21 protein-coding genes are annotated in these 23466 nt (G+C 64.7%); 16 read left to right on the top strand and 5 right to left on the bottom strand.

All coding sequences use genetic code 11. The features are described from left to right. The first annotated feature begins 57 nt into the window (after positions 1-57). Positions 58-879 carry a BadF/BadG/BcrA/BcrD ATPase family protein gene (locus tag DEM26_RS08665; RefSeq protein WP_109172173.1) on the top strand — a complete coding sequence of 274 codons (822 nt, stop codon included), beginning with the start codon at positions 58-60 and terminating at the stop codon, positions 877-879. Further along, positions 867-2009, top strand: a complete 1143-nt coding sequence (gene nagA / locus DEM26_RS08670) for an N-acetylglucosamine-6-phosphate deacetylase (RefSeq protein WP_109172174.1) — start codon at positions 867-869, stop codon at positions 2007-2009. Before DEM26_RS08665 ends, nagA begins: the two co-directional genes overlap by 13 nt. Here the strand turns inward: nagA and serB are convergent. Next, positions 1985-2857: a phosphoserine phosphatase SerB gene (serB, locus tag DEM26_RS08675; RefSeq protein ID WP_109172175.1), complete on the bottom strand. Its 873-nt coding sequence runs from the start codon at positions 2855-2857 to the stop codon at positions 1985-1987. The genes nagA and serB overlap by 25 nt on opposite strands. Before the next feature lie 108 nt (positions 2858-2965). Next, on the bottom strand, positions 2966-4024 hold the full coding sequence (locus tag DEM26_RS08680; protein WP_109172176.1) for a glycosyltransferase family 2 protein: 1059 nt from the start codon (positions 4022-4024) through the stop codon (positions 2966-2968). Positions 4025-4329: 305 nt separating this feature from the next. Here DEM26_RS08680 and DEM26_RS08685 point away from each other — a divergent pair, with 305 nt between their 5' ends. From DEM26_RS08685 to DEM26_RS08695, 3 genes are all read left to right on the top strand, one after another. Next, the gene (locus DEM26_RS08685; RefSeq protein WP_109172177.1) at positions 4330-5475 is read left to right on the top strand and encodes a phosphoserine transaminase; all 1146 of its coding nucleotides are present in this window, start codon (positions 4330-4332) and stop codon (positions 5473-5475) included. A 70-nt stretch (positions 5476-5545) separates the two neighbouring features. Beyond that, complete coding sequence (gene serA / locus DEM26_RS08690) at positions 5546-7141, top strand: phosphoglycerate dehydrogenase (protein WP_075775352.1); 1596 nt, start codon at positions 5546-5548, stop codon at positions 7139-7141. A 68-nt stretch (positions 7142-7209) separates the two neighbouring features. After that, positions 7210-7944, top strand: a complete 735-nt coding sequence (locus tag DEM26_RS08695) for a metallophosphoesterase family protein (protein WP_088727647.1) — start codon at positions 7210-7212, stop codon at positions 7942-7944. 3 nt (positions 7945-7947) lie between these two features. On the opposite strand, the gene DEM26_RS08700 is transcribed toward DEM26_RS08695, so the two are convergent. After that, positions 7948-8820, bottom strand: a complete 873-nt coding sequence (locus tag DEM26_RS08700; RefSeq protein WP_088719840.1) for an MBL fold metallo-hydrolase — start codon at positions 8818-8820, stop codon at positions 7948-7950. 164 nt (positions 8821-8984) lie between these two features. On the opposite strand from DEM26_RS08700, the gene DEM26_RS08705 reads away from it, so the two are divergent. Further along, positions 8985-10160: an acetyl-CoA C-acyltransferase family protein gene (locus tag DEM26_RS08705; protein WP_109172178.1), complete on the top strand. Its 1176-nt coding sequence runs from the start codon at positions 8985-8987 to the stop codon at positions 10158-10160. Between the two features lie 143 nt (positions 10161-10303). Further along, positions 10304-12517 (top strand): response regulator, encoded by a 2214-nt coding sequence (locus DEM26_RS08710; RefSeq protein ID WP_109172179.1) that lies wholly within the window; start codon positions 10304-10306, stop codon positions 12515-12517. Here DEM26_RS08710 and recQ read toward each other — a convergent pair. Together recQ and DEM26_RS08720 are read right to left on the bottom strand one after the other, a co-directional pair. Continuing rightward, complete coding sequence (recQ, locus tag DEM26_RS08715; protein ID WP_109172180.1) at positions 12514-14577, bottom strand: DNA helicase RecQ; 2064 nt, start codon at positions 14575-14577, stop codon at positions 12514-12516. The two genes, DEM26_RS08710 and recQ, sit on opposite strands and share 4 nt — an antisense overlap. Continuing rightward, positions 14577-14876: a YggT family protein gene (locus tag DEM26_RS08720; protein ID WP_075775346.1), complete on the bottom strand. Its 300-nt coding sequence runs from the start codon at positions 14874-14876 to the stop codon at positions 14577-14579. Before DEM26_RS08720 ends, recQ begins: the two co-directional genes overlap by 1 nt. Before the next feature lie 127 nt (positions 14877-15003). On the opposite strand from DEM26_RS08720, the gene DEM26_RS08725 reads away from it, so the two are divergent. The 9 genes from DEM26_RS08725 (at position 15004) to dxs (ending at position 23425) form a co-directional block, all read left to right on the top strand. Continuing rightward, entirely contained in the window at positions 15004-15537 is a 534-nt protein-coding gene (locus tag DEM26_RS08725) for an acyl-CoA thioesterase (RefSeq protein WP_075775345.1), read from the top strand. A 103-nt stretch (positions 15538-15640) separates the two neighbouring features. After that, positions 15641-16996 (top strand): MFS transporter, encoded by a 1356-nt coding sequence (locus DEM26_RS08730; protein WP_109172181.1) that lies wholly within the window; start codon positions 15641-15643, stop codon positions 16994-16996. Next, positions 16993-17889: a penicillin-insensitive murein endopeptidase gene (gene mepA, locus DEM26_RS08735; protein ID WP_075775343.1), complete on the top strand. Its 897-nt coding sequence runs from the start codon at positions 16993-16995 to the stop codon at positions 17887-17889. Before DEM26_RS08730 ends, mepA begins: the two co-directional genes overlap by 4 nt. Beyond that, positions 17862-18791 (top strand): esterase-like activity of phytase family protein, encoded by a 930-nt coding sequence (locus tag DEM26_RS08740; protein WP_075775342.1) that lies wholly within the window; start codon positions 17862-17864, stop codon positions 18789-18791. Before mepA ends, DEM26_RS08740 begins: the two co-directional genes overlap by 28 nt. Before the next feature lie 87 nt (positions 18792-18878). Beyond that, on the top strand, positions 18879-19511 hold the full coding sequence (locus DEM26_RS08745) for a queuosine precursor transporter (protein ID WP_075775341.1): 633 nt from the start codon (positions 18879-18881) through the stop codon (positions 19509-19511). 347 nt (positions 19512-19858) lie between these two features. Next, a complete protein-coding gene (locus DEM26_RS08750; protein WP_088725209.1) occupies positions 19859-20254 on the top strand; it encodes a c-type cytochrome in 396 nt (131 codons plus the stop codon). A 125-nt stretch (positions 20255-20379) separates the two neighbouring features. After that, positions 20380-20616 carry an exodeoxyribonuclease VII small subunit gene (locus tag DEM26_RS08755; RefSeq protein ID WP_075775339.1) on the top strand — a complete coding sequence of 79 codons (237 nt, stop codon included), beginning with the start codon at positions 20380-20382 and terminating at the stop codon, positions 20614-20616. Beyond that, positions 20617-21483: a polyprenyl synthetase family protein gene (locus DEM26_RS08760; RefSeq protein WP_088725210.1), complete on the top strand. Its 867-nt coding sequence runs from the start codon at positions 20617-20619 to the stop codon at positions 21481-21483. Positions 21484-21502: 19 nt separating this feature from the next. Next, on the top strand, positions 21503-23425 hold the full coding sequence (dxs, locus tag DEM26_RS08765; RefSeq protein ID WP_088719849.1) for a 1-deoxy-D-xylulose-5-phosphate synthase: 1923 nt from the start codon (positions 21503-21505) through the stop codon (positions 23423-23425). Positions 23426-23466: the final 41 nt, after the last annotated feature.

Raw genomic sequence — 23466 nt, forward strand, 5'->3', positions numbered from 1 at the left:
ACGCGCTTTCTCTCGGGTTCGCTATTTGGCACTGTTACGCAGAAAACGGAGGCGGGGATGCATTTCATTGCAGTCGATGGCGGAGGCAGCGGATGCCGGGCGGTGTTCGCCGATGCGTCAGGCCGCGTCATCGGGCGCGGCGAGGCCGGCCCCGCGAATATTGCCTCCGATTACGACGCCGCGCGGCGGAATATCTTCACCGCCATCGAAACTGCGATGGGGCCCCTCGATGCACCGAAGATTCGCGCGGTGCTCGGGCTGGCCGGGGCGAACCATGCGCCCGCCGCCGAGGCTTTGGCCGCCGAGCTGCCTTTTCCCGCCCGCGTCGTACAGGATGTGACGACCTCAGTGCGCGGCGCCCTAGGACCGGAGGACGGTATCGTCGCGGCCATTGGCACCGGCTCGTTCTTCGCGCGGCAGCTGGGCGGTCAGCAACACGCGATCGGTGGCTGGGGCTTGCGGCTGGGCGATGAGGGCTCGGGCGCTTGGATGGGCCGGGCGCTCGGAATGCGAGCGGGGCGTGCGCTGGATGGTTTCTGCCCGGTGACGCCGCTGCTGCGCGACTTCCTCGACGAGATGAACGGGCGCAACGGGCTGATCGCGTTCAGCCTCGACGCCACACCTGCCGATTGGGCGCGATTTGCGCCGCGCGTCCTGCAGTCGACCGACCCTGCCGCGGTCGCCGTGCGCGAGGCTGCGCAGACGGAGATTCGGGAGGCCATCGCGCTGTTGCAACCCGAAGAGCCGCTGCCCGTGACGTGGCTCGGCGGACTTGGACAGGGTCTGGCGGTGCAAGATTGGCCGCAGCGGGCGGCGAAAGGCAACGCGCTGGACGGTGCCTTGGCATTGGCGATGGAGGATGCGTTTTGGACAAGCTGATACTGACGGGCGCGCGCGTTTTCGATGGCGCCGCCTTCCACGAAAACTATGCAATCGTGCTGGAACAGAGTCGAATCTCGGCGCTCTGCCCGATCGCGGAACTGCCAGAAGGCGAGGTGATCGAGTTTCCTGGAGGCACGCTCGCGCCCGGGCTTGTCGATCTGCAGGTGAACGGCGGCGGCGGCGTGATGCTCGACGGGCGCGCGACGCTGGAGACGATCGCGACGATCTGCGCCGCGCATGCCGATCTTGGCGCGACGACGATCCTGCCGACGCTGATCACCGACACCCGCGCCGCGACCCAGACGGTGCTGGCGGCAGGCATCGCCGCCGTGTCGCGAGTGCCGGGCTTCGGCGGGCTGCATCTGGAGGGCCCGCATCTCGACCCGAAGCGCCCCGGTTGTCACCCGCCGGGCCGCATCCGACCGATGGACGAAGAGGATATCGAGACGCTGCTGGAGGCGAAGACCGGGTTGCCCGCGCTGATCGTGACTCTCTCGCCCGCAAACGCGACACCCGAACAGATCGCGCGCCTCTCCGATGCCGGTATCGTCGTCAGCCTCGGCCATTCCGATTGCACCTTCGCTGAGGCCCAAGAGGCCATCTCGGCAGGCGCGCGGATGGTCACCCATCTCTTCAATGCGATGAGCCAGCTGGGCTCGCGCGAACCCGGCCTCGTCGGCGCGGCGCTGTCGCAGCCGGTCTCCGTGGGGCTGATCGCGGACGGCATCCATGTGCATCCCGAGACGATCCGGCTGGCGCTGGCGGCGAAACGGCAGGGCGAGGTCTTCCTCGTCTCCGATGCGATGGCCTGCGCCGGGTCCGACCTGACCGAGTTTGATCTCGCCAGTCGCCGCATCCTGCGCCGCGACGGGGCGCTGCGGCTGGAGGATGGCACGCTCGCCGGGGCCGATCTGTCGCTGCCGCAGGCGGTGCGCTTCATGATCGAGACGGTTGGCGTATCACCGGAACAGGCGCTTGCGATGGCAAGTCGTATCCCGGCCGAGGCAATCGGCGCGCCGGTGGGCCGGATCGCCCCCGGTCTCGCAGGGGATCTGGTGCATTTCGATGACGATTGGCGCCTGACCGAAGTCTGGCAGGGCGGTCAGACGAAATCTTCCACCGCATAGCCCTGAATGTAGAGCAGCGCGCTCAGATCACCGAAGTTGATCCGGATGTCGCATTCGGCGGCAACGGAGGGCTTGGCATGCAGCGCCACGCCCGCACCGGCGAGCTTCAGCATTCCCAGATCGTTCGCCCCGTCGCCCACGGCCATGACCTGCGCGTGATCCAGCTTCAGTTTTTCCGAAATTTCCAGCAAAGCCTGAACCTTGGCCTCGCGCCCGAGGATCGGCTGCGAGGGCACGCCCGTCAGCTTGCCATCCTCGACCAGCAGCAGGTTCGCGCGGTTCTCGTCGAAGCCCAGCGTCTCCGCGACATAGCCGGTGAAGGCCGTGAATCCGCCCGAGACGAGCACACAGTAGGCGCCATTGGCCTTCATCGTCGCGACCAGATCGTGCCCACCGGGCATGAAGCTGATGCGGTTCGCGATCACCTCGGAAATCACGCTCTCGGGCAGCCCTTTCAGCAGACCGACCCGCTCGGTCAGCGCGCCTTCGAAATCCAGCTCGCCATTCATCGCCCGCGCGGTGATCTCCTTCACGCGTTCACCCACGCCCGCCACGTCGGCCAGCTCGTCGATGCATTCCTGCTGGATCATCGTCGAGTCCATATCCGCCAGCAGCATCTGCTTGCGACGCCCCTCGGCGGGCTGCACGACGAGGTCGACGCCCAGCCCCTGCAGGCTCTCCCACGCCTCCCAACGATTCGACGGCACGCGGTCCACCATGAACTCGGCTGCGACATTCGGGTTGAGCCAACGCGCATCGCCACCGCCCCATGCGCCACAGAGCGCATCGAGCGTGCCTTGATCCAGATTGGCCTCTTTCGGGTCAGCGATCAGCGTGGCGGTAAACATGCGCGCTCCTTGGGGAATATCGGCTCCGAATTTTGATGCCGGGATTAGACCAATTTCCCGGCGCATGCCAGAGCGTCGCCACGGGGTAACCTGCGCCTCCTCGCCTCGCTATTTCTCGGCTTCACCCGTTCCGGAACGCTCCGCGCGCGTTGCTATCTCTGTCTGGCAGACTTCGCGGAACGTCTTCCAGACCTCCGCCATCTCGGGGTCGGCTTTCAGTTCGGCGATCCGCGCATGATGAGCGTCGATCGCCGCGGTGTGCAACGCGGACAACACCGGATCTTCGAGGAAGCGGCCCATCTCGCGCCGGATCGCCAATCCATAGCGCAGCATGGTCAGGTTTTCTTCGCGCGCAGAGCTGCGTTTGCGCGCATAATTGGCAGTCAGCCGGTCCGGCCGCACCGCGTCGCCGCGCTCCATTTTCAGTAACAGGCTTTCCGCCGAGCGTACCGAATAATGCGCGAGCCATGCCTGATCATATCGCCCGCGCACATCGTAGCCGCGATCCGTTCCGACACGGAATTTGCGCGGCACTGGGACGCCGGCACCGTCGAGCCAACGAATGCCGCGCCGTCGCTCCATCTGCGGACGATGGTTGTTCCATTCGAGGACCGTCGGCGTGACCTTTGCGATCGTCTTCACGCCACGACGGGCACGGCGCGCTCCGGGTCTCATGTCGATCGCCCAGGTGAACCGCTCGGTAACGAGACCTTCTTCGAAGCTTTCTCGCCCTCCGAACCCGAAGAGCAGCTCGCCGAAGGAGATCGCATCGGGATAATCGTGCAATGCCAGAAGCCCCGGAAGGGTGCCATCCGCCACGTCGATATGCAGAAATTCGTCGGTATCGCAGATCATCGTGTAATCGGCCTCGCGATGGCGCCGCAATTGCGACCCGTAAGCCAAGGCTTGTCGATGGAAGCGTTTGGTGTCCGCCAGATATGCTGGGTTGGGCAAGTGTTGCACGACCCCGAGAGCATCGAGCCGGTCCAGAATCGCATCCGTGCCATCGAAGCAGTCGTTCGAAAAGACGATGAAATCGGTCACCCCGAGATTGCGCCAATGGGCCAACCATTCGAGGATGAAAGGCCCTTCGTTCTTCATCAGGGTGATGATGCAAATTCGCATCGGCGTGATCACGGCTGTCTCCGGGGCGCTGTCTTTAGTCATGTCTGAAAGCTCTTGGGTCGCCCAGTTCGAGCGGAGTGACGCGAACAAATGTCACGAACTGAACGATTTATCATACTGTTTATAATATAAGATTCTGCCTTGGCTCATATGCTCGCCGGCGCGTATCGTTGAAACGATACAACATCACGACCGCCGCACCAGTCTGCATCGAGATCCGGCATCATTTTGACGCAGGTGTGGCCTCGCGGTGAATTCTCCCCTTGCACCAGAGCGGACCCACGCGTACATCCGGCGGCGGGACACCCTTCCCCAACGAAGGGCATATATCTGGAAGGATACCAGCAATGGCTATTCAAGCTCCGGCTACGCGGCCGGCAAACCCGCGTTTTTCTTCGGGCCCCTGCACGAAGATCCCTGGTTTCTCCCTCGACATGCTCAATGACGCGCCGCTGGGCCGTTCGCACCGTGCCGCTATCGGCAAGGCGAAGCTGAAAGAGGCGATCGACACCACCCGCGAAATTCTGGGCGTGCCCGCCGATTACCGCATCGGCATCGTGCCCGCCTCCGACACCGGCGCCGTCGAAATGGCGATGTGGTCGCTGTTGGGCGAGCGCAAGGCGACGATGGTCGCTTGGGAAAGCTTTGGCGCCGGCTGGGTGACCGATGTGGTCAAGCAGCTCAAGATCGAGGCCGAGACGAAGACCGCCGACTATGGCGATATCGTCGATTTCTCCACCATCGACTTCAACACCGACGTCGTTTTTACGTGGAACGGCACCACCTCGGGCGTGCGCGTCCCCAATGGCGATGCGATCCCGGCGGACCGCGAAGGCCTGACCATCTGCGACGCCACCTCGGCCGCTTTCGCGATGGACCTGCCGTGGGACAAGCTCGATGTCACCACCTTCTCCTGGCAGAAAGTGCTGGGCGGTGAAGGCGGTCACGGCGTGCTGATCCTGAGCCCCCGCGCTGTCGAGCGGCTCGAGAACTACTCCCCCGCCTGGCCGCTGCCGAAGATCTTCCGCATGACCAAGGGCGGCAAGCTGAATGAGGGCATCTTCAAGGGCGAGACGATCAACACCCCCTCGATGCTCTGCGTCGAAGACTACCTCGTGTCGCTGAACTGGGCGAAATCGGTGGGCGGGCTGAAAGGCCTGATCGACCGCGCCGATGCCAACGCGAAAGTCGTCTGGGATTTCTGCGCCGCGAAGCCGTGGATTGCGAACCTCGCCAATGATCCGGCGACCGCGTCGACCACCTCGGTCTGCGTGAAGTTCACCGACGATCGCATCAAGGATGGCGCGGCCTTCGCCAAGGCCGTCGCGAAGCGGCTCGAGAATGAAGGCGTGGGCCTCGATCTCGGCGCCTATCGCGACGCCCCGGCCGGTCTGCGCATCTGGTGCGGCTCGACCGTCGAGACGGCGGATGTCGAGGCGCTGATGCCTTGGGTCGAATACGCCTTCGAGGCCGAGATCGCCGCGCAAGCGTGATCCGTGACAGATTGGCGGGCCTCCGGGCCCGTCCTTTCCCGATATTCTGAAAATTCAAGGAGCCCAGAAAATGGCCCCCAAGGTTCTCGTCTCCGACAAGCTCTCGGAAACCGCCGTCCAGATCTTCCGTGACCGTGGCATCGAGGTCGATTTCGAACCCTCGCTCGGCAAGGACAAGGAAAAGCTCGCCGAAGTGATCGGCAAGTATGACGGTCTCGCCATCCGCTCGGCCACCAAGGTCACGGCGAAACTGCTCGAAAGCGCGACCAACCTGAAAGTCGTCGGCCGCGCCGGTATCGGCACCGACAATGTCGACAAGGAAGCGGCGAGCAAGAAAGGCGTGATCGTGATGAACACGCCCTTCGGCAACATGATCACCACCGCCGAGCACGCCATCGCGATGATGTTCGCCGTTGCGCGTCAGATCCCCGAAGCCGATGCCTCGACGCAGGCCGGCAAGTGGGAAAAGTCGAAATTCATGGGGGTCGAGCTGACCGCCAAGACGCTCGGCGTGATCGGTGCGGGCAATATTGGCGGCATCGTCTGCGACCGCGCGCGCGGCCTGAAGATGAAGGTCGTGGCCTATGATCCCTTCCTGAGCGAAGAGAAGGCGGCCAATATGGGCGTCGAGAAAGTCGAGCTGGACGAACTGCTGCGTCGCGCCGACTTCATCACTCTGCACGTGCCGCTTACGGATTCGACCCGCAACATCCTCTCGAAGGAAAACCTGCAGAAAACCAAGCCCGGTGTGCGCATCATCAACTGTGCGCGTGGCGGCCTGGTCGACGAGCAGGCGCTGGCCGATCTGATCAAGTCGGGCCATGTCGCAGGCGCGGCCTTCGACGTCTTCGCCGAGGAACCGGCGACCGATAACGTCCTCTTCGGCCTGCCGAACGTGGTCTGCACGCCGCACCTCGGCGCCTCGACCACCGAAGCGCAGGAGAACGTGGCCCTGCAGGTGGCAGAGCAGATGTCTAACTACCTGCTGGACGGCGCCGTCGAGAACGCGCTCAACATGCCCTCGATGACCGCTGAAGAAGCGAAAGTCATGGGCCCTTGGGTGAAACTCGCACAGCACCTCGGCGGCTTCATCGGCCAGATGACAGAGGACGCGATCAAGGCGATCAACATCACCTTCGACGGTGTGGCGTCCGAGATGAACCTCAAGGCGCTCGACGCGGCTGTCGTTTCGGGCATCCTCAAGGCCAGCCAGCCGGACGTGAACATGGTCTCCGCCCCGGTCATCGCGAAAGAGCGCGGCATCCAGATCTCGACCACCTCGCAGGACCAGACCGGTATCTTCGAGGGCTACATCAAGGTCACCGTCGTCTCGGAAAGCAAGGAACGCTCGATCGCGGGCACCGTGTTCTCGGATGGCAAGCCGCGCTTCATCCAGATCAAGGGCATCAACATCGACGCCGAAGTGGGCGAGCACATGCTCTACACCACCAACGACGACGTGCCCGGCATCATCGGCAAGCTCGGCACGATCCTCGGCGAGAAGGGCGTGAACCTCGCGAACTTCACCTTGGGTCGTTCCAAGCAGGGCGGCGAAGCGATCGCCATCGCCTATGTTGACGAGGCGGTCAGCGCGGACGTTGTCGAGGCGCTGAAAACCTCGGGCGGCTTCAAGCAGGTCAAGCCGCTGGAATTCGTCCTCGGCTGACTTAGCTGAACGGTTGAAACCGGGCCCTCCGCCGTGCGCGGGGGGCCTTTGCATTGGAAGGGGCACTCATGCGGACCTACGCGATCGGCGACATTCACGGGCATCTCGACAAGCTGCGCGGGGCGCATGACCTGATTGCGGCGGATCGCGACGCCTATGGCGAGACGGAGGCCCCGATCGTGCATGTCGGCGATCTGGTGGATCGCGGACCGGACTCGGCGGGTGTGATCGACTACCTGATGAAAGGTCAGCAGAGCGGCGAGAACTGGATCGTGTTGCGCGGCAATCACGACCGGATGTTCCTGGGCTTCCTCGACGATCCCTATACCGAAGACCCGATCCTCAGCGCAGAGGTCTCCTATCTCAATCCGCGTGTGGGCGGCGAGGCGACACTGGAGAGCTACGGCATCCCCGACGCGTTCTCGCGCCCACTCGACGAGGTCACATCGGAGCTTTCCGCCATCCCGCAGTCCCATCGCGACTGGCTCGCGCGCCAGCCCGCCTATTTCCCCCGCGGCGAGGCGATCTTCGTTCACGCCGGCATCCGCCCCGGCGTGGCGATGGAGGATCAGGTGGAGGATGACCTGCTATGGATTCGCAAACCCTTCCTGACCGACCCGCGCGACCACGGGGCGCTGATCGTGCATGGGCATACAAATATCAAGGCGGCCACCCATTACGGCAACCGCCTCAATCTCGATTCCGGCGCGGGCTATGGCCACCCGCTCTCGACCGTGGTGATCGAAGGCCGCGACGCGTGGCTGCTGACCCCCGAGGGCCGGGCCGAACTGCCACGCGGCTAACGCTTACCGCGGCTCGAAATAGTCGAGCGGGATTTTCAGGTAAGACCGACCATCCCCCTCGGCCTCGGGCTTGCGCCCGCCGCGGATATTCACCTGCAAAGCGGCCAGCATCAGCTTGGGCAGCGGCAGGGTCGCATCGCGTTCTTCACGCGTCTTGATGTACTCCTCGCGGCTGATGCCGTCCTTGACGTGCTTGTTGTGCTTGCGGTGATCGGCCACGGTCGCGCCGGTCTGCGGCTCCTTGCCCTCGCCGGGATAGTCGTGCCCGATGAACAGCCGCGTCTCGGCGGGCAGATCGAGAATCGCCCGGATCGAATCCCACAGCTCGGCCGCAGAGCCGCCTGGAAAATCCGCCCGGCTCGTGCCGCTTTCGGGCTGCATCAGCGTATCATGCACGAAGGCCGCATCGCCCACGACATAGGTGATCGAGGCCAGCGTATGCCCGGTCGAGAGCATCACCTTCACATCGAGATTGCCGATCCTGAACGTCTCGCCCTCGGCGAACAGGTGATCCCATTGCCGCCCGTCCTGCGACAGCTCGGGCGTGTTGTAGATCTCGGCCCAGAGGCTTTGCACCGTCCGCACGCGCTCGCCGATGCCGCGCTTCGCGCCCAGTTTCTCGGCCAGCCAGACGGCCGAGGAGAAGTGGTCGGCATGGGGATGCGTATCGAGCACCCACTCCACGTCGATCCCCTCGGCCTTGACGTAATCGAGGATTTTCTCGGCATTGCCCAGCGTCGTAGCGCCCGCCTGCGGGTCGTAATCCCAGACCGGATCGACCACCGCCCCCTTCATCGTATCGGGGTCGTGAAAGACGTATTGCCAGCTTCCGGTGGGACGATCCCAGAACCCTTTGACGATCGGGTTGGCAGTCATGTCGGCCTCCTAGTCATATTCGATTTCTAGAATGTGTTCCCTATGTCACGAGTTTCAACCCGGTGCCCTTGGCAAATGACGTCTCGTCATAACCATGCGGGCGCGCTGGCGCGGGGTCAGCCCATTCGCTACCCTCGCGCCGACCCAAACATTGGAGGCTACCCATGACCGGTATCGTCATTCTCTCCGGCACCCGCACGCCTATCGGCACGTTCGGCGGCACGCTGTCCGGCTTCGCGCCGATCGACCTCGCCACCCATGTCTCGAAAGAGGCGATCTCGCGGGCGGGCGTGTCGGCGGACAAGATCGGTCAGGTGGTCTTCGGCCATATCATCAACACCGAACCGCGTGACATGTATCTCAGCCGCGTGGCGGCGGTGAATGCCGGCGTCCCGGTCGGCACGCCCGCGATGAACGTGAACCGCCTTTGCGGCTCCGGCGTGCAGGCGGTCGTGTCCGCCGCGCAGATGCTGATGCTGGGCGATGCCGATTTCGCGCTGGCAGGCGGTGCCGAGGTGATGAGCAAATCGCCCTATATCATGCCCGCCGCCCGCTTCGGTCAGAAGATGGGCGACGCGAAGATGCTCGACATGATGACCGGCGCGCTGTCGTGCCCCTTCGGCACCGGCCATATGGGCGTGACCGCCGAGAACGTGGCCGCCGAGTGTTCGATCTCGCGCGAAGAGCAGGACGCCTTCGCGATGGAAAGCCAGGAGCGTGCGGCAAAAGCGATCTCCGAGGGCCATTTCAAGGAAGAGATCGCCACCGTCGAGATCACCACGCGCAAGGGCACGACCGTCTTCGACACCGACGAGCACCCGAAACAGACGAGCCTCGAGAAGCTCGCCTCGCTCAAGCCGGTCTTCCAGAAGGACGGCTCGGTCACCGCGGGCAACGCCTCGGGCATCAATGACGGTGCGGCGGCACTGGTTCTGGCCCGCGAAGAGGCCGCGAAAGAGGCGGGTCTGACCCCGCGCGCCAAGATCACCGGCTACGCCATCGCGGGCGTCCGCCCCGAGGTGATGGGCCTCGGCCCGATCCCCGCCGTGCGCGCGCTGCTGGAAAAGACCGGCATGCAGGCCTCCGAGTTCGACTGGATCGAAAGCAACGAAGCCTTTGCCTCGCAGGCGCTGGCCGTCTCGCGCGAGCTGGGTCTGGATGCGTCGAAGGTGAACCCCGATGGCGGCGCGATTGCGCTCGGCCACCCGGTCGGCGCCACCGGCGCGATCCTGATCGTGAAGGCGCTGCACGCGCTGGAGCGCACCGGCGGCAAGCACGGCCTCGTCACCATGTGCATCGGCGGCGGCCAAGGCATCGCGCTCTCGATCGAACGTCTCTGAGGCCCGGTCTTTGAGGGTCAAGCGGGCGGGCAATCCATAGCAATTTAAGGATTTTCCCGCCCGCCCATCATCGCGGTTAACCCGCCTTTCACGCAGCACTGCAACTCTGCCTCCCGGACCACACGGGGGGCTTTGCCGCGTCCATGCACAAGGCGATCGCAGAGAAACTGGCACGGGAACGCCGCGGGCGACTCGCGGCGGAAAAGCTGTTGGAGCAGAAGCGCCAGGAACTCTTCGCCGCCAACCAGAAGCTGGCCCAGCACGCGAGGATGCTCTCAGATCAAGTTGTGGAGCAGCGCGAAGGTCTTGCCCGCGCGCTTAGCGAACGCGAAACCCTGCTGGGAGAGAACAGCCGCGTGCGCAACGATCTCGAACGGGCCAATTCGCTCGCCCAGATCGCGCAGGCGCGGCTGTGGCACGCGGTCAATTCGATCTCGGACGGCTTCGCGGTCTTCGACAGCGATCTGCGCCTCGTCGCCGCCAACCAGTTGTTCCTCTCCTTCTTCGAAGGCGAAATCGCGATCGGCGTCGGCGTCGCCTATGACGAAGTGATGCGGATCGCGGCAGAGCGCGGTGTCTTCGACCTGCAGGGGCGCGATCCGCACGATTGGCATTTCGAGATGTGCGAACGCATCCGCCGCACCGAGATCCCCCCGATGGCGCTGCGCACGCAGGATGGCCGCTGGTTCCGGCTCAACGACACATGGGGCGCGCAGGGCGATCTCGTCACCTTCGCGCAGGATATCACCGGCGCCGTCGCGCGCGAAGCGGAGTTGCGCGACGCCCGCGACCGGGCGGAGGCGGCGAACCGCGCGAAATCCGCCTTCCTCGCCAATATGAGCCACGAGATCCGCACGCCGATGAATGGCGTCGTGGGCATGGCGGACCTGCTGGTCGAGACCGATCTGTCCGAAGAGCAGCGCTTGTTCGCCGAGACCATCCGCTCCTCCGGCGAAGCGCTTCTGACCATCATCAACGACGTGCTCGATTACTCGAAGATCGAGGCGGAGCGGATGCGGCTTTACCCCGAACCCTTCGATCTGGAACGCTGCCTGCACGAGGTGACGGTGCTCTTGCAGCCCTCTGCAAAGGACCGCGATCTGAAGCTTCTGGTGGATTACGACCTGTTCCTGCCCACCCGGTTCGAGGCCGATCCCGGACGGATGCGTCAGATCCTGACCAACCTTCTGGGCAATGCGGTGAAATTCACCGATGCCGGTCACGTCCTCGCCCGCGTCGTAGGAGTCGAACGCGAGGCCGGTCACTACGAGCTGCACATCACCGTCGAAGACACCGGTATCGGCATCGCGCCCGAGCTGCTCGATCACGTCTTCGGCGAGTTCAATCAGGTCGAGGCCGAGAGTAATCGCAAGTTCGAAGGCACCGGGCTTGGTCTTGCGATCACCCGCCAACTGGTGGAGTTGATGGGCGGCGAGGTCTGGGTGGACAGCGCGCTTGGCAAAGGCTCGTGTTTCGGCCTCAAACTGGTGCTGCCCCGCGCCGAACCGGTCGAGCCGATCGACGCCCCCTCCCCGCCGATCACGCTGCACGCGGCGCTGGTGGTCGACGATCTTCTGGTCAATCGCGTCATTCTGGAGCGGCAATTGCAGACCTACGGGCTGGAGGTGACGCTTTGTCGCTCCGGCGAGGAGGCGTTGCAGGTGATCGAGGATGGCAGCGCTTTCGACGTGATCCTGACCGATCACCAAATGCCCGCACTTGATGGGGTCGCGCTCGCGCAGAGGCTTCGGGCGGATGGCGGTGACGTGCCGATCCTGCTGCTCAGCTCCGACCCGGAGGCTGCGAAGGCCGCGATGGACGAGGGTGTCACCGGCTGTCTGCAAAAACCGGTGCTGCGCTCGGAACTGTTCCGCGCATTGCAGGACCTGTCGCGGGCCGCCGAAGCGACACCTGATCCGCCGCCTCCCAGCCCGCCGCCAGACCTGACCGAGCGGCGTGCGATGCGGATCCTCGCCGCCGAGGATAACCGCACCAATCAGCTGGTCTTTTCCAAGATGGTGAAGGATCTCGATATCGATCTGCGCTTCGCCAATAACGGGCATGAGGCCGTCGCGCTGTGGCGCAGCTTCCAGCCCGATCTGATCTTCATGGACATTTCGATGCCCGGCATGGACGGGCGCGAGGCGGCGCGCGAAATCCGGGCGTTGGAAGGCGCGGCACATGTGCCGATCTGCGCGCTCACCGCCCATGCGATGGAGGGCGACAGCGAGAGCATCCTCGCCGCCGGGATCGACCACTACCTGACCAAGCCTTTGAAGAAACGAGAGATTACCGAACGCATCCAGTCGGATCGCCCCGCAGATGCACGCCCACCCGCGGTCGACCAACCCGCCTAGCGGTAGTCGGCCAGCACCGCCAGGAACGCCTCTGCAAAGCGGTCGAGCTTCGCCTCGGGCAGGTTGGAAATCCGGGCGAGATCGTCGCGGTTGCGAGGCTTCGTCTCCGCGATCTTGCGGATCGTCGAGGCCGAGCAGGAGAGCGGGCGATCATAGCCATCCGCGCCGCGTTCGAGATTTCGCTGCGCATCGGCCAACCGGTCGTAAATTTCCCCCTCGGTCGAACCTGCGAGCTTGCGGCGCAGCGGGTGCATCTCTTCCACCGCGCCGGCGATCACCTCCAGAAACTCCGCGCCGTAGCTTTCCAGCTTTTTGGCACCGACACCGCTGATCCCCGCCATTTCGTCGAGCGTTCCGGGGCGTTTCTCGGCCATCTCGATCAGGGTGCGGTCGGTGAAGACGACATAGGCGGGCACGCCCTGTGCCTCGGCCAGCGCGCGGCGCTTCGCCTTCAGTGCCGAGAGAAGCGGCGCGTCGTCGTCGCTCACCAGCGTCCGGACCACGTGTTTGGTCTTCGCCTTCGCCACCAGATCGCGGCGCAGCGTGATCGACTGCTCGCCGCGCAGGATCGGATGCGCGGTCTGGGTCATCACCAGCGCGCCGTGCCGCGCCGCGTCGGGACGGATCAGGTCGTGGCCCATCATCTGCCGAAACACCGCCTGCCATTGCGCCCGGCTCAGATCGCGCCCGACCCCATAGGTCGGCAGCTTGTCGTGGCCCCATTGCTTGATCTTGTCGGTCTGCGAGCCCAGCAGAATCTCGATCAGATGCCCCGCGCCGAACCGTTCCTCCGAGCGCAGCGCGGCGGACAGCGCCTTGCGCACGGCCTCGGTCCCGTCGAACACCTCGGGCGGCGTATCGCATAGGTCGCAATGCCCGCAGGGCGCGGCCTCTTCGCCGAAATAGCGCAGCAGCTTCACCCGGCGGCATTCGGTCGCCTCGGCCAGACCCAGCAGCGCATTCAGCCGCCCGTGATCGGCCTCCTTGCGCTCGGGCGGGGCGAGCCCTTCGTCGATCTGGGACCGGCGCAGCTTGATGTCGTCGGGCCCATACAGTGTCAGCGTCTCGGCGGCGGCACCGTCGCGGCCCGCCCGTCCGATCTCCTGATAGTAAGCCTCGATGCTCTTGGGCAGATCGGCATGGGCGACCCAGCGGATATCGGGCTTGTCGACGCCCATCCCGAAGGCGACCGTCGCGACCACGATCAACCCGTCTTCCTGCTGAAAGCGGGTCTCCACAGCGCGGCGGTCATCGGCCTCCATCCCGCCGTGATAGTGACAGGCGAGATGCCCGGCCTCGCTCAGCGCCTTGGCCAAGCTCTCGGTCTTCGCCCGCGTGCCGCAATAAACGATGCCGGATTGCCCTTTTCGCGCGGCCGCGAAGCGCAAAATCTGTTGGCGTGGCTGATCCTTGGGCGAAAAGGCCAGATGGATATTCGGTCGGTCGAAGCCGCGCAGGAAGCTCTCGGGGGGCTGCCCGTCGAACAAGCGCGTGACGATCTCGGTCCGGGTTTCTTCGTCGGCAGTCGCGGTAAAGGCCGCAAGCGGTACGCCAAGGCTGCGGCGCAGCTCGCCGATGCGCAGGTAGTCGGGGCGGAAATCATGGCCCCATTGGCTGACGCAGTGCGCCTCGTCCACCGCGATCAGACTGACGCCTGCGCGCTTCAGCAGGTGCTGCGCCCCGCCAGAGGCCAGACGCTCGGGCGCCATGTAGAGAAGCTTCAGCCGTCCTTCGTCGATCGCGGTGAAGACCTCTTCGGTCTCCTCCTCGGTATTGCCCGAGGTCAGCGCGCCCGCCTCGACGCCGGCCTGTTTCAACGCGCGCACCTGATCGCGCATCAGCGCGATCAGCGGCGAGATCACCACCGTCACGCCCTCGCGCGCCAGCGCAGGCAATTGATAACACAGGGATTTCCCGCCGCCCGTCGGCATGATCGCCAGCACGTTCCGGCCCTCGATCACCGCGCGCACGATCTCTTCCTGACCGGGTCGGAAGGCGTCGAACCCCCAGACTCGCGCCAGTAGCTCTGCGGGGGCTTCGGCTGCCGCAGCCGCAGGCATCAGAAGCTGTTGCCGTAGAAGAAGGCCGCGTTGTTGAACAGCGCCTGACGGATGATGATCAGGATGATGAAGGCCACCAGCGGCGCCAGATCGAGCCCGCCCGTGTCGGGCAGGAAGCGACGGATGCGCCCGTAGATCGGCTCCAGCAGGTTATTCAGGCCGAACCAGATTTGCGCCACCAAGGGTTGGCGCAGGTTCAGTACCTGAAAATTGATAAGCCAGCTCATGATGATATGGGCGATCATGACGAACCAGATGACGTTCAGGATCAGCACCAGGGCCTGAAAGAGCGTGACCATCGAAACCTCCGCTTTGGATCGCAAAGACAGGTAAGCGAGGCGCCGCGGCATTGCAACCGCAGGCTCACGCGCATTTTCCGTAACGTCTCTCTTGACCCTCCCGCGGCGTCGCAGCACCAGTGCCCGCATGTACCCCGTTATCCGTATGGCCAAAGAGATCGTGAAGTTCCGCAACGCCCCGGCGCTGCCGATCACGGGCACGCATGTCAGCCAGCATATCTGCTGGCCGTGGGACATCGACCTCTGGATGGAGCTGAACAACGGGCGCACGCTGACGCTCTACGATCTCGGGCGAATTCCGCTTGCGATCCGCACAGGGCTCTGGGGCGCACTGAAGCGCAACAAATGGGGCATCGTGGTCGCCGGGAACACCACGCGCTATCGCCGCCGGGTGCAGGCCTTCCAGAAATTCGAGATGCGCTCGCGCTGTCTTGGCTGGGACGATCGCTGGATCTGGCTCGAGCATGCGATGTTCACCGAAAGCGGCGAATGCACCTCGCATGTGCTGATCCGTGGTGCCGTGACCTCGAAGAAGGGCATGATCCCACCGGCGCAGGTTCTGGCCGAGATGGGGCAGGACGCGACCTCGCCGCCGCTGCCCGAATTCGTGACCGCCTGGGCGGAGGCAGACCTCAAGCGTCCCTGGCCGCCGCAGATGTGACACTGCCGCGCCCGCGGCATGCCCCGACCGTCGAACCCCTTGCCAGACCGTCCCTTTTCGGGCTTGATCGCCGCAATTGCTGGCGCGGCGGGGAGAGGGCGACATGATCACGGCGAAGAAACGCATCTGGGGCTGGTGGTTCTTCGACTGGGCGAGCCAACCCTATAACACGCTGCTGATCACCTTCATCTTCGCGCCCTTCGTGAAAGACCTTATGGGCTCGGGCACCGCAGCGCAGACCGTCTGGGGCTATGGCGTGGGCATCGCGGGGATCATCATCGCGCTCGGCTCGCCCTTCCTCGGCGCGATTGCCGACCGATCGGGGCGGCGGATGCCGTTCATCTGGGTCTTCTCGGTAATGTACGTTCTGGGCGCGTGGGGGCTATGGTACGCGGTGCCGGGCGATTTCAAGCTGATGGCGATCATGATCAGCTTCGCCATCGGCATGATCGGTATGGAATTTGCGACCACCTTCACCAATGCGATTCTGCCCGATCTGGGGCCCCGCGAAGAAATCGGGCGCATCTCCGGCTCGGGCTGGGCGTTCGGCTATATCGGCGGGATGATCACGCTGTTCATCATGCTTTTGCTGCTGCAGGCGAGCCCGACGACCGGGAAAACCATGCTCGGGATCGAGCCGCTGTTCGGCCTCGACATCGCCACGCGCGAGGACACCCGCGCGGTCGGGCCGCTCACCGCGATCTGGTACGCGGTATTCATGATCCCCTTCTTCCTCTGGGTGCGCGAGCCGCGCAAAGCCGACGCGCTGCCCATCGGCACGGCACTGCGCGGCGCATGGCCGGAACTGCGCGCGACGCTCCGCGCGCTGCCACATCGGCGCTCGCTGACCTCGTTCCTGCTCAGCTCGATGTTCTATCGCGATGCGCTCAACGGCATCTACACCTTCGGCGGGCTCTACGCGGCGGGCGTGCTGAGCTGGTCGATCACCCTGATCGGCATCTTCGGCATCCTCGGCACGATCACCGGCGCGACTTTCGCATGGCTCGGCGGCAAGGCGGACGACCGCTGGGGGCCGCGCACGGTCATCATCACGACGCTCGTGATCCTCACGCTCGTGGTGCTCGGCATCGTGATGATCTCGCGCGAAAGCGTCTTCGGCATGGCTGTCACCCCCGACAGCAAACTGCCCGACATCGCCTTCATGGTACTTGGCGGCATGATCGGGGCCTGCGGCGGCGCGCTGCAATCGGCCTCGCGCACGATGATGGTGCGTCAGGCCGACCCGGAAAAGATCACCGAGCATTTCGGCCTCTACGCGCTGTCTGGCAAGGCCACGGCCTTCATCGCGCCGCTTGCAATCGGGATTACGACGCAGATAAGCGGAAATCAGTCGACCGGCATCACGCCGATCATCGTTCTTTTGCTTTTGGGCCTGGTCCTGCTAGGCTTCGTGAGAAGCCACGGAGACCCTGCGCCCGAAGGACCCCCCTCACCATGATCGCGAAATTACTCGCCGCCGCTCTTTCTTTCAGCCTGACTGCCGCCCCCGGATTCTCCGAACCGCTCGCCCGCCAGCTTTTTGGCGCGGAAGCGGTAGCCTCGGCGCAGGCGCCCTCTGCCATCGGCTTCTATTCGCGCGGCTGCGCCGCCGGGCTGCAACGGATGCCCGAGAGCGGGCCGACATGGCAGGCGATGCGCCTGTCGCGCAATCGCAACTGGGGCCAGCCTGCAATGCTGACCTATCTGCAGGATCTGTCGCGCTACGCCGCGACCCTGCCGGGGTGGAACGGGCTCTATATCGGTGACATTTCCCAGCCGCGCGGCGGCCCGATGACCGGCGGCCATGCCAGCCACCAGATCGGGCTGGATGCCGACATCTGGATGCTGCCGGCCACGAACCTCAATCTCAGCCGCGCCCAGCGGGAGAAGATCTCCTCGATCTCGGTGCGCACCGCCGACCAGCGCCATATCAACGGCAACTGGACGCCGCAGCATCTCGAGCTGATGCGCCATGCCGCCGCCGATCCGCGGGTCGACCGCATCTTCGTCGCCGCTGCGGTGAAAATCGCGATGTGCAACACGGTGCCGCGCAACGACCGCGCTTGGCTGCAGAAAATCCGTCCGATGTATGGCCACAACACCCATTTCCATGTCCGCCTGAAATGCCCGCCCGGTGCGCGCTATTGCCAGACGCAGAAGCCGACCGTGGCGCAGCTGTCGAAGGGAGGCGACGGCTGTGACGAGACGCTGAACTGGTGGGTGACGGATTACCTCAACCCGCCGAAAACCGCAGCGAAGCCCAAGCCGAAAGGGCCGCCGAAAAAGAACGCCAAGACCTACGTCATGTCGGACCTGCCTAGCCAATGCCGCGCCGTTCTGTCTTCGCGCTGATCGCGGGGGCGGGGCTGGCGGTTCTCGCGGGGCTCGCGCCGGCCGGACCGGAACCGCGCGCCCGCTTCCTGCAAAGCTATCACTGGACGATGCCGGGCGTGAGCGTCTTCGGCGGCTTCTCGGGGCTCGAGCTGGGCCCCGACGGGCGCAACTTCATCACCCAATCCGACCGCACGACGATCTGGCGCGGGCGGCTGGACCGGGACGCGCAGGGCCGGATCAGCGACGTCGAAATCACCAACGGGCCGAACTGGCTTCACAGTTCCAAGGGCCGCGTGCTCAACCGCCATCAGGGCGACAGCGAAGGCTTGGCCCTGGCGCCCGACGGCTCGGTCTACATCTCCTTCGAAGGGCTGGCGCGGGTGTCGCATTTCCCGACCGACGGCGGTCCGGCCGAGCTACTGCCGCGCCCGGATGCCTTCGCGAAGATGCAGAACAACTCCTCGCTCGAGGCGCTGGCGATCGACGATCAGGGCACGCTCTACACGATGCCCGAACGCTCGGGCGCGAAGGACAGGCCCTACCCGGTCTGGCGCTATCGCGATGGCAAATGGGATCAGCCCTTCGCCATCCCGCGCTCCGATAACTGGCTGCCGGTCGGTGCGGATTTCGGGCCCGATGGCCGCTTTTATCTGCTGGAGCGCGACTTCTGGGGCCTTCTGGGCTTCCGCTCGCGCGTGCAGGTCTTCGACATCAACGGCGATTCGATCTCGGGCGGCGAGGTTCTGCTGGAAACCGGCGCGGGACGACACGACAATCTCGAGGGCCTGTCGGTCTGGCGCGACGACGAGGGTGCGATCCGCCTGACGATGATCTCCGACGACAATTTCCGGTTCCTGCAGCGCACCGAAATCGTCGAATACGTCCTGCCCAACACGCGCCGCACCGCTAAGAAGGATTGACGCGCGCGTCGTGACGGCGTATCGCGCGCCCTTGCCCGGGCTGATCCGGGCCATGTCTCCGCTACCATGTAAAAACGGTTGAACATCATGACCCGCTATATTCCTGGCATCATTGCCATGGCCGCAATCGTCGTGGCCTCGAACATCCTGGTGCAATTCCTCGTCGGCGACTGGCTGACCTGGGGCGCCTTCACCTACCCCTTCGCCTTCCTCGTCAATGACGTGATGAACCGTGTCTACGGCCCCGGTGCCGCGCGTCGCGTGGTCTTCGCGGGTTTTGTCGTGGGGGTGATCTGCTCGCTCATCGGCAGCCAGATCATGCTGCAGGGTGACGGCTTCACCTATCCGGCGGTGACGCTGCGCATCGCGCTCGGCTCCGGCGCGGCCTTCCTCGTGGCGCAGATGACCGACATCTTCGTCTTCGACAAGCTGCGCGACGGCGTCTGGTGGCGCGCCCCGGCGATCTCGACCCTGATCGGCGCCTCGCTCGATACGCTGATCTTCTTCTCGGTGGCTTTCTCGGCCGGGCTGACCTTCCTCGAGCCGGGCAACGACGTGTCCTGGGCGAATGAGACCCTGCCCCTGTTGGGCGTCGGGCCGACAGTGCCGCTCTGGGTGTCGCTCGCCACCGCCGACTGGCTTGTCAAACTTGCCCTGACTTTGATCGCACTGCTGCCTTTCAAGGCACTCGTCACGAAACTTTCTCCAAGACTTGCGTGATTTTTCTTGCCACACACAAAATCTGTGGCACGCTGTGGATAACGGCAACGCATGAAAGGAGGTGGTCCAGTGTCTAGAGTGATAGTGGAGAGAGGTGTCGGGACAGTGAGGGGGGCCGTGGCCTGAGGGCAAACCCTAGGGCAAAGAACCCTGACTGGGACGGCTGGATCCTTCGGACCCTAACCGGACCATCTCCGTAGATCTCGGAGGGTCATCTCGAATAGAGATGGCCCTTTTCGTGGGGCGCTCCGTAGCATACGGGGCGCCTTTCTTCGTTGACGCCGATCACAGACGTGATCACGTTTCGCGCCTAACCTTCCCCCGCGTCATCTTTGTGGGAGGATACAATGCGCTTCACTTACCTCATCGCCGCGGCATGTCTCGCCGCGACGCCGGCCATCGCTCAGAACGCCGATGTCGGCAAAGTTCTCTACGACCAATATTGCGCCAGCTGTCATGGCGACGACGGCACCGGCACCGGGCCGATGGCCGAATATCTGACCGTGAAACCTGCCGATCTGACCGGGCTTGCTGCCGCGAATGACGGCGCGTTCCCGATGCTCAAAACGATCCACATCATCGACGGGCGCACGGGCGTGCGGGCACATGGCGGGCCGATGCCGGTCTTCGGCGAGGTGTTCATGGACCAGGGCGGGCACGGCGCGCCGTATTACACCGACGTGCTGGCCACGCGCGGGCGCGTCCTCTCCCTCGCGACATATCTCGAATCGCTCCAGAAATAGGCGACAAGACGTTCACTGCTGGGCCGGGTTCGCGGGGTGATCTCGACTCCGCGAGCCGGATATGGTTTGCAGGAAGCCGGGCGTCAGAGCCTTATTGGACGACATATCACCGGGAATGCAGATTGATGAGCGATATTAACGCGCTGAGCTTCGAAGAGGCGATGAAGGCCCTCGAGGAAGTCGTGGGCAAACTGGAACACGGCGACGTGCCCCTCGACGAGTCGATCAAGCTCTACGAGCGCGGTGCCAAGCTGAAAGAGCATTGCGCCAAGCTTCTGAAGGAGGCCGAGGCGCGGGTCGAGAAGATCACGCTCAATGCCGACGGCGCACCGCAAGGCACGGCCCCCGCCGAAGGTCTGTAAATGTTCTCCTCCCGTTTGAAAGAGGTGCAGGCGGCCGTTCAGGTCGCGCTCGATGCCGCCGTGGCGCGCCAGCCGGAGGGGCCGTTGCGCGACCCGATGCATTACGCGCTGCAGGGCGGCAAGCGGCTGCGCGCCTTCCTCGCGATCGAAAGCGCCGCGATCTTCGGAATTCCCGAAGCTCAAGCGATGCCCGCCGCCGCCGCGGTCGAGGCGCTGCACGCCTACAGCCTCGTGCATGATGATCTGCCCTGCATGGATGACGACGATCTGCGCCGCGGCCAGCCGACGATTCACGTGAAATGGGACGAGGCCACCGCCGTGCTCACCGGCGACGTGCTGCAGACGCTTGCGTTTGAGCTTTGCGCCGATCCCCTCCTCGGCCCGGCAGAGCGGCGCATCGCGCTCAGCCTCGCGCTTGCCAAAGCCTCCGGCGCGGCGGGCATGGGCCACGGTCAGGCGCTCGACATCGCGGCGGAAAGTGCCACCAATCCCCTTTCGCTGAGCCAGATCACCGCGCTGCAGGCGGGCAAGACCGGGGCGCTGATTTCGTTCGCGTCGCGCACCGGCGCGATCCTCGCGGGCGAAGACGAGGGCCCTCTGAGCGATTTCGCCGATGCGGTCGGTCTGGCCTTTCAAATTCACGATGACATCCTAGATGTGACGGGCTGCGAAAAGGCCGCCGGGAAGCGGGTCGGCAAGGACGCCGAGGCCGGCAAGGCGACCTTCGTTTCGCTGCTCGGCCTTGCTGGCGCGCGGCTCCGCGAGGGCGAGCTGATCGACCAGGCGATAGACGCGCTTTCACCTTACGGCGAGGAAGCGGAAAACTTGCGGGCCGCTGCGCGTTTCGTTATCTCCCGCGAAATGTAGCGCGCCTAGGGGGCAGCCAATGAGCGACAACCCGAACGACCAAACGGCCACGCCGCTCCTCGACAAGGTGCGACTGCCGTCCGATCTGAAAGGCCTTTCCGATGCCGAGCTGAAAACGCTCGCCAACGAGTTGCGCGCCGAGACGATCTCGGCGGTGTCGCAAACCGGCGGACATCTGGGCGCGGGTCTCGGCGTGGTCGAGTTGACGGTCGCGCTGCATGCCGTGTTCGACGCGCCGCGCGACAAGATCGTCTGGGACGTCGGCCACCAGTGCTACCCGCACAAGATCCTGACCGGGCGCCGCGACCGCATCCGCACGCTGCGCACCAAGGGCGGGCTGTCGGGCTTCACCAAGCGCTCCGAGTCGCCCTACGACCCGTTCGGCGCGGGCCATAGCTCCACCTCGATTTCGGCCGCGACCGGCTTCACAATGGGCCGCGAGCTGGGCGCTGAAACTGGCGACGCGATTGCCGTGATCGGTGACGGCGCGATGTCGGGCGGCATGGCTTTCGAGGCGATGAACCACGCAGGCCACCTGGGCAAGCGCATGTTCGTCGTGCTCAACGACAACGAGATGTCGATCGCCCCGCCCGTCGGCGCGCTGTCGAGCTATCTCACGCGGCTTTACTCCGAGGCCCCGCTGCAGGACCTGAAATCCGCCGCCAAGGGCGCGGTCGGTCTGCTGCCGGTGCCGTTCCAGCTGGGCGCGCGCCGCGCGAAAGAGATGCTGAAAGGCATCGCGATGGGCGGCACGCTGTTCGAGGAGCTCGGCTTCTCCTATGTTGGCCCGGTCGACGGACACGATCTCGATCAGCTTCTGCCGCTGCTGCGTACGCTCAAGGCGCGCGCGACCGGCCCGGTATTGATCCATACGCTGACGAAGAAGGGCAAGGGCTATGCCCCCGCCGAGAGCCGCCCCGATGGCGGTCACGCCACCGCGAAATTCGACCTCAACACCGGCGAGCAGAAGAAATCGCCCTCCAACGCCCCGAGCTACACCAAAGTCTTCGCCGAAAGCCTGATCAAGGAAGCGGCGAAAGACGAGAAGATCGTCGGCATCACCGCCGCCATGCCGGACGGGACCGGACTGAAGCAATTCGCGGGCGTCTATCCGCGCCGCTGTTTCGACGTGGGCATCGCCGAGCAGCACGCCGTCACCTTCTCTGCCGGTCTCGCGGCCTCCGGTATGAAGCCGTTCTGCGCGATCTACTCGACCTTCCTGCAACGCGGCTACGACCAGATCGTCCATGACGTCGCGATCCAGCGCCTTCCCGTGCGCTTCGCCATCGACCGCGCCGGTCTGGTGGGCGCAGATGGTGCGACCCATGCGGGCTCGTTCGACGTGGGCTTCATGTCCTCGCTGCCCGGCATGGTCGTGATGGCCGCCGCCGACGAGGCGGAGCTGGTCCATATGGTCGCCACCGCCGCAGCATATGACGACGGCCCGATCGCCTTCCGCTATCCGCGCGGAGAAGGCATGGGCGTCGACATGCCCGAAGAAGGCGTGCCGCTGAAGATCGGCAAGGGCCGGATGATCGCGGAAGGCGCGCGCGTTGCGATCCTCTCCTACGGCACCCGTCTCGCCGAGGTTCTGAAAGCCCGCGAAGCGCTGCAAGCCCGCGGCCTTGCGCCGACCATCGCCGATGCGCGTTTCGCGAAACCGCTCGACACCGATCTGATCGACCGGCTGGTGGCGGAGCACGAGGCGCTGATCTGCATCGAGGAAGGCGCGGTGGGCGGCTTCGGCAGCCATGTCGCGCAATACCTCTCGGATCAGGGCGTCTTCGATCACGGATTCAAGTTCCGCTCGATGGTGCTGCCCGACACGTTCATCGATCACGCCTCGCCCGAAGATATGTATCACTCGGCGGGCATGGATGCGCCGCAGATCGAGGCGAAGGTGCTCGAACTTCTGGGCGTTGCGGTCGCGAAACGCGCCTGAGATAAGTTTTCCTTATTTTCGAGGCGGCTGCATAAGTTCAA

Origin of the sequence: Thioclava sp. NG1 (assembly GCF_003122275.1) — a bacterium.
Classification (GTDB): domain Bacteria; phylum Pseudomonadota; class Alphaproteobacteria; order Rhodobacterales; family Rhodobacteraceae; genus Thioclava; species Thioclava nitratireducens.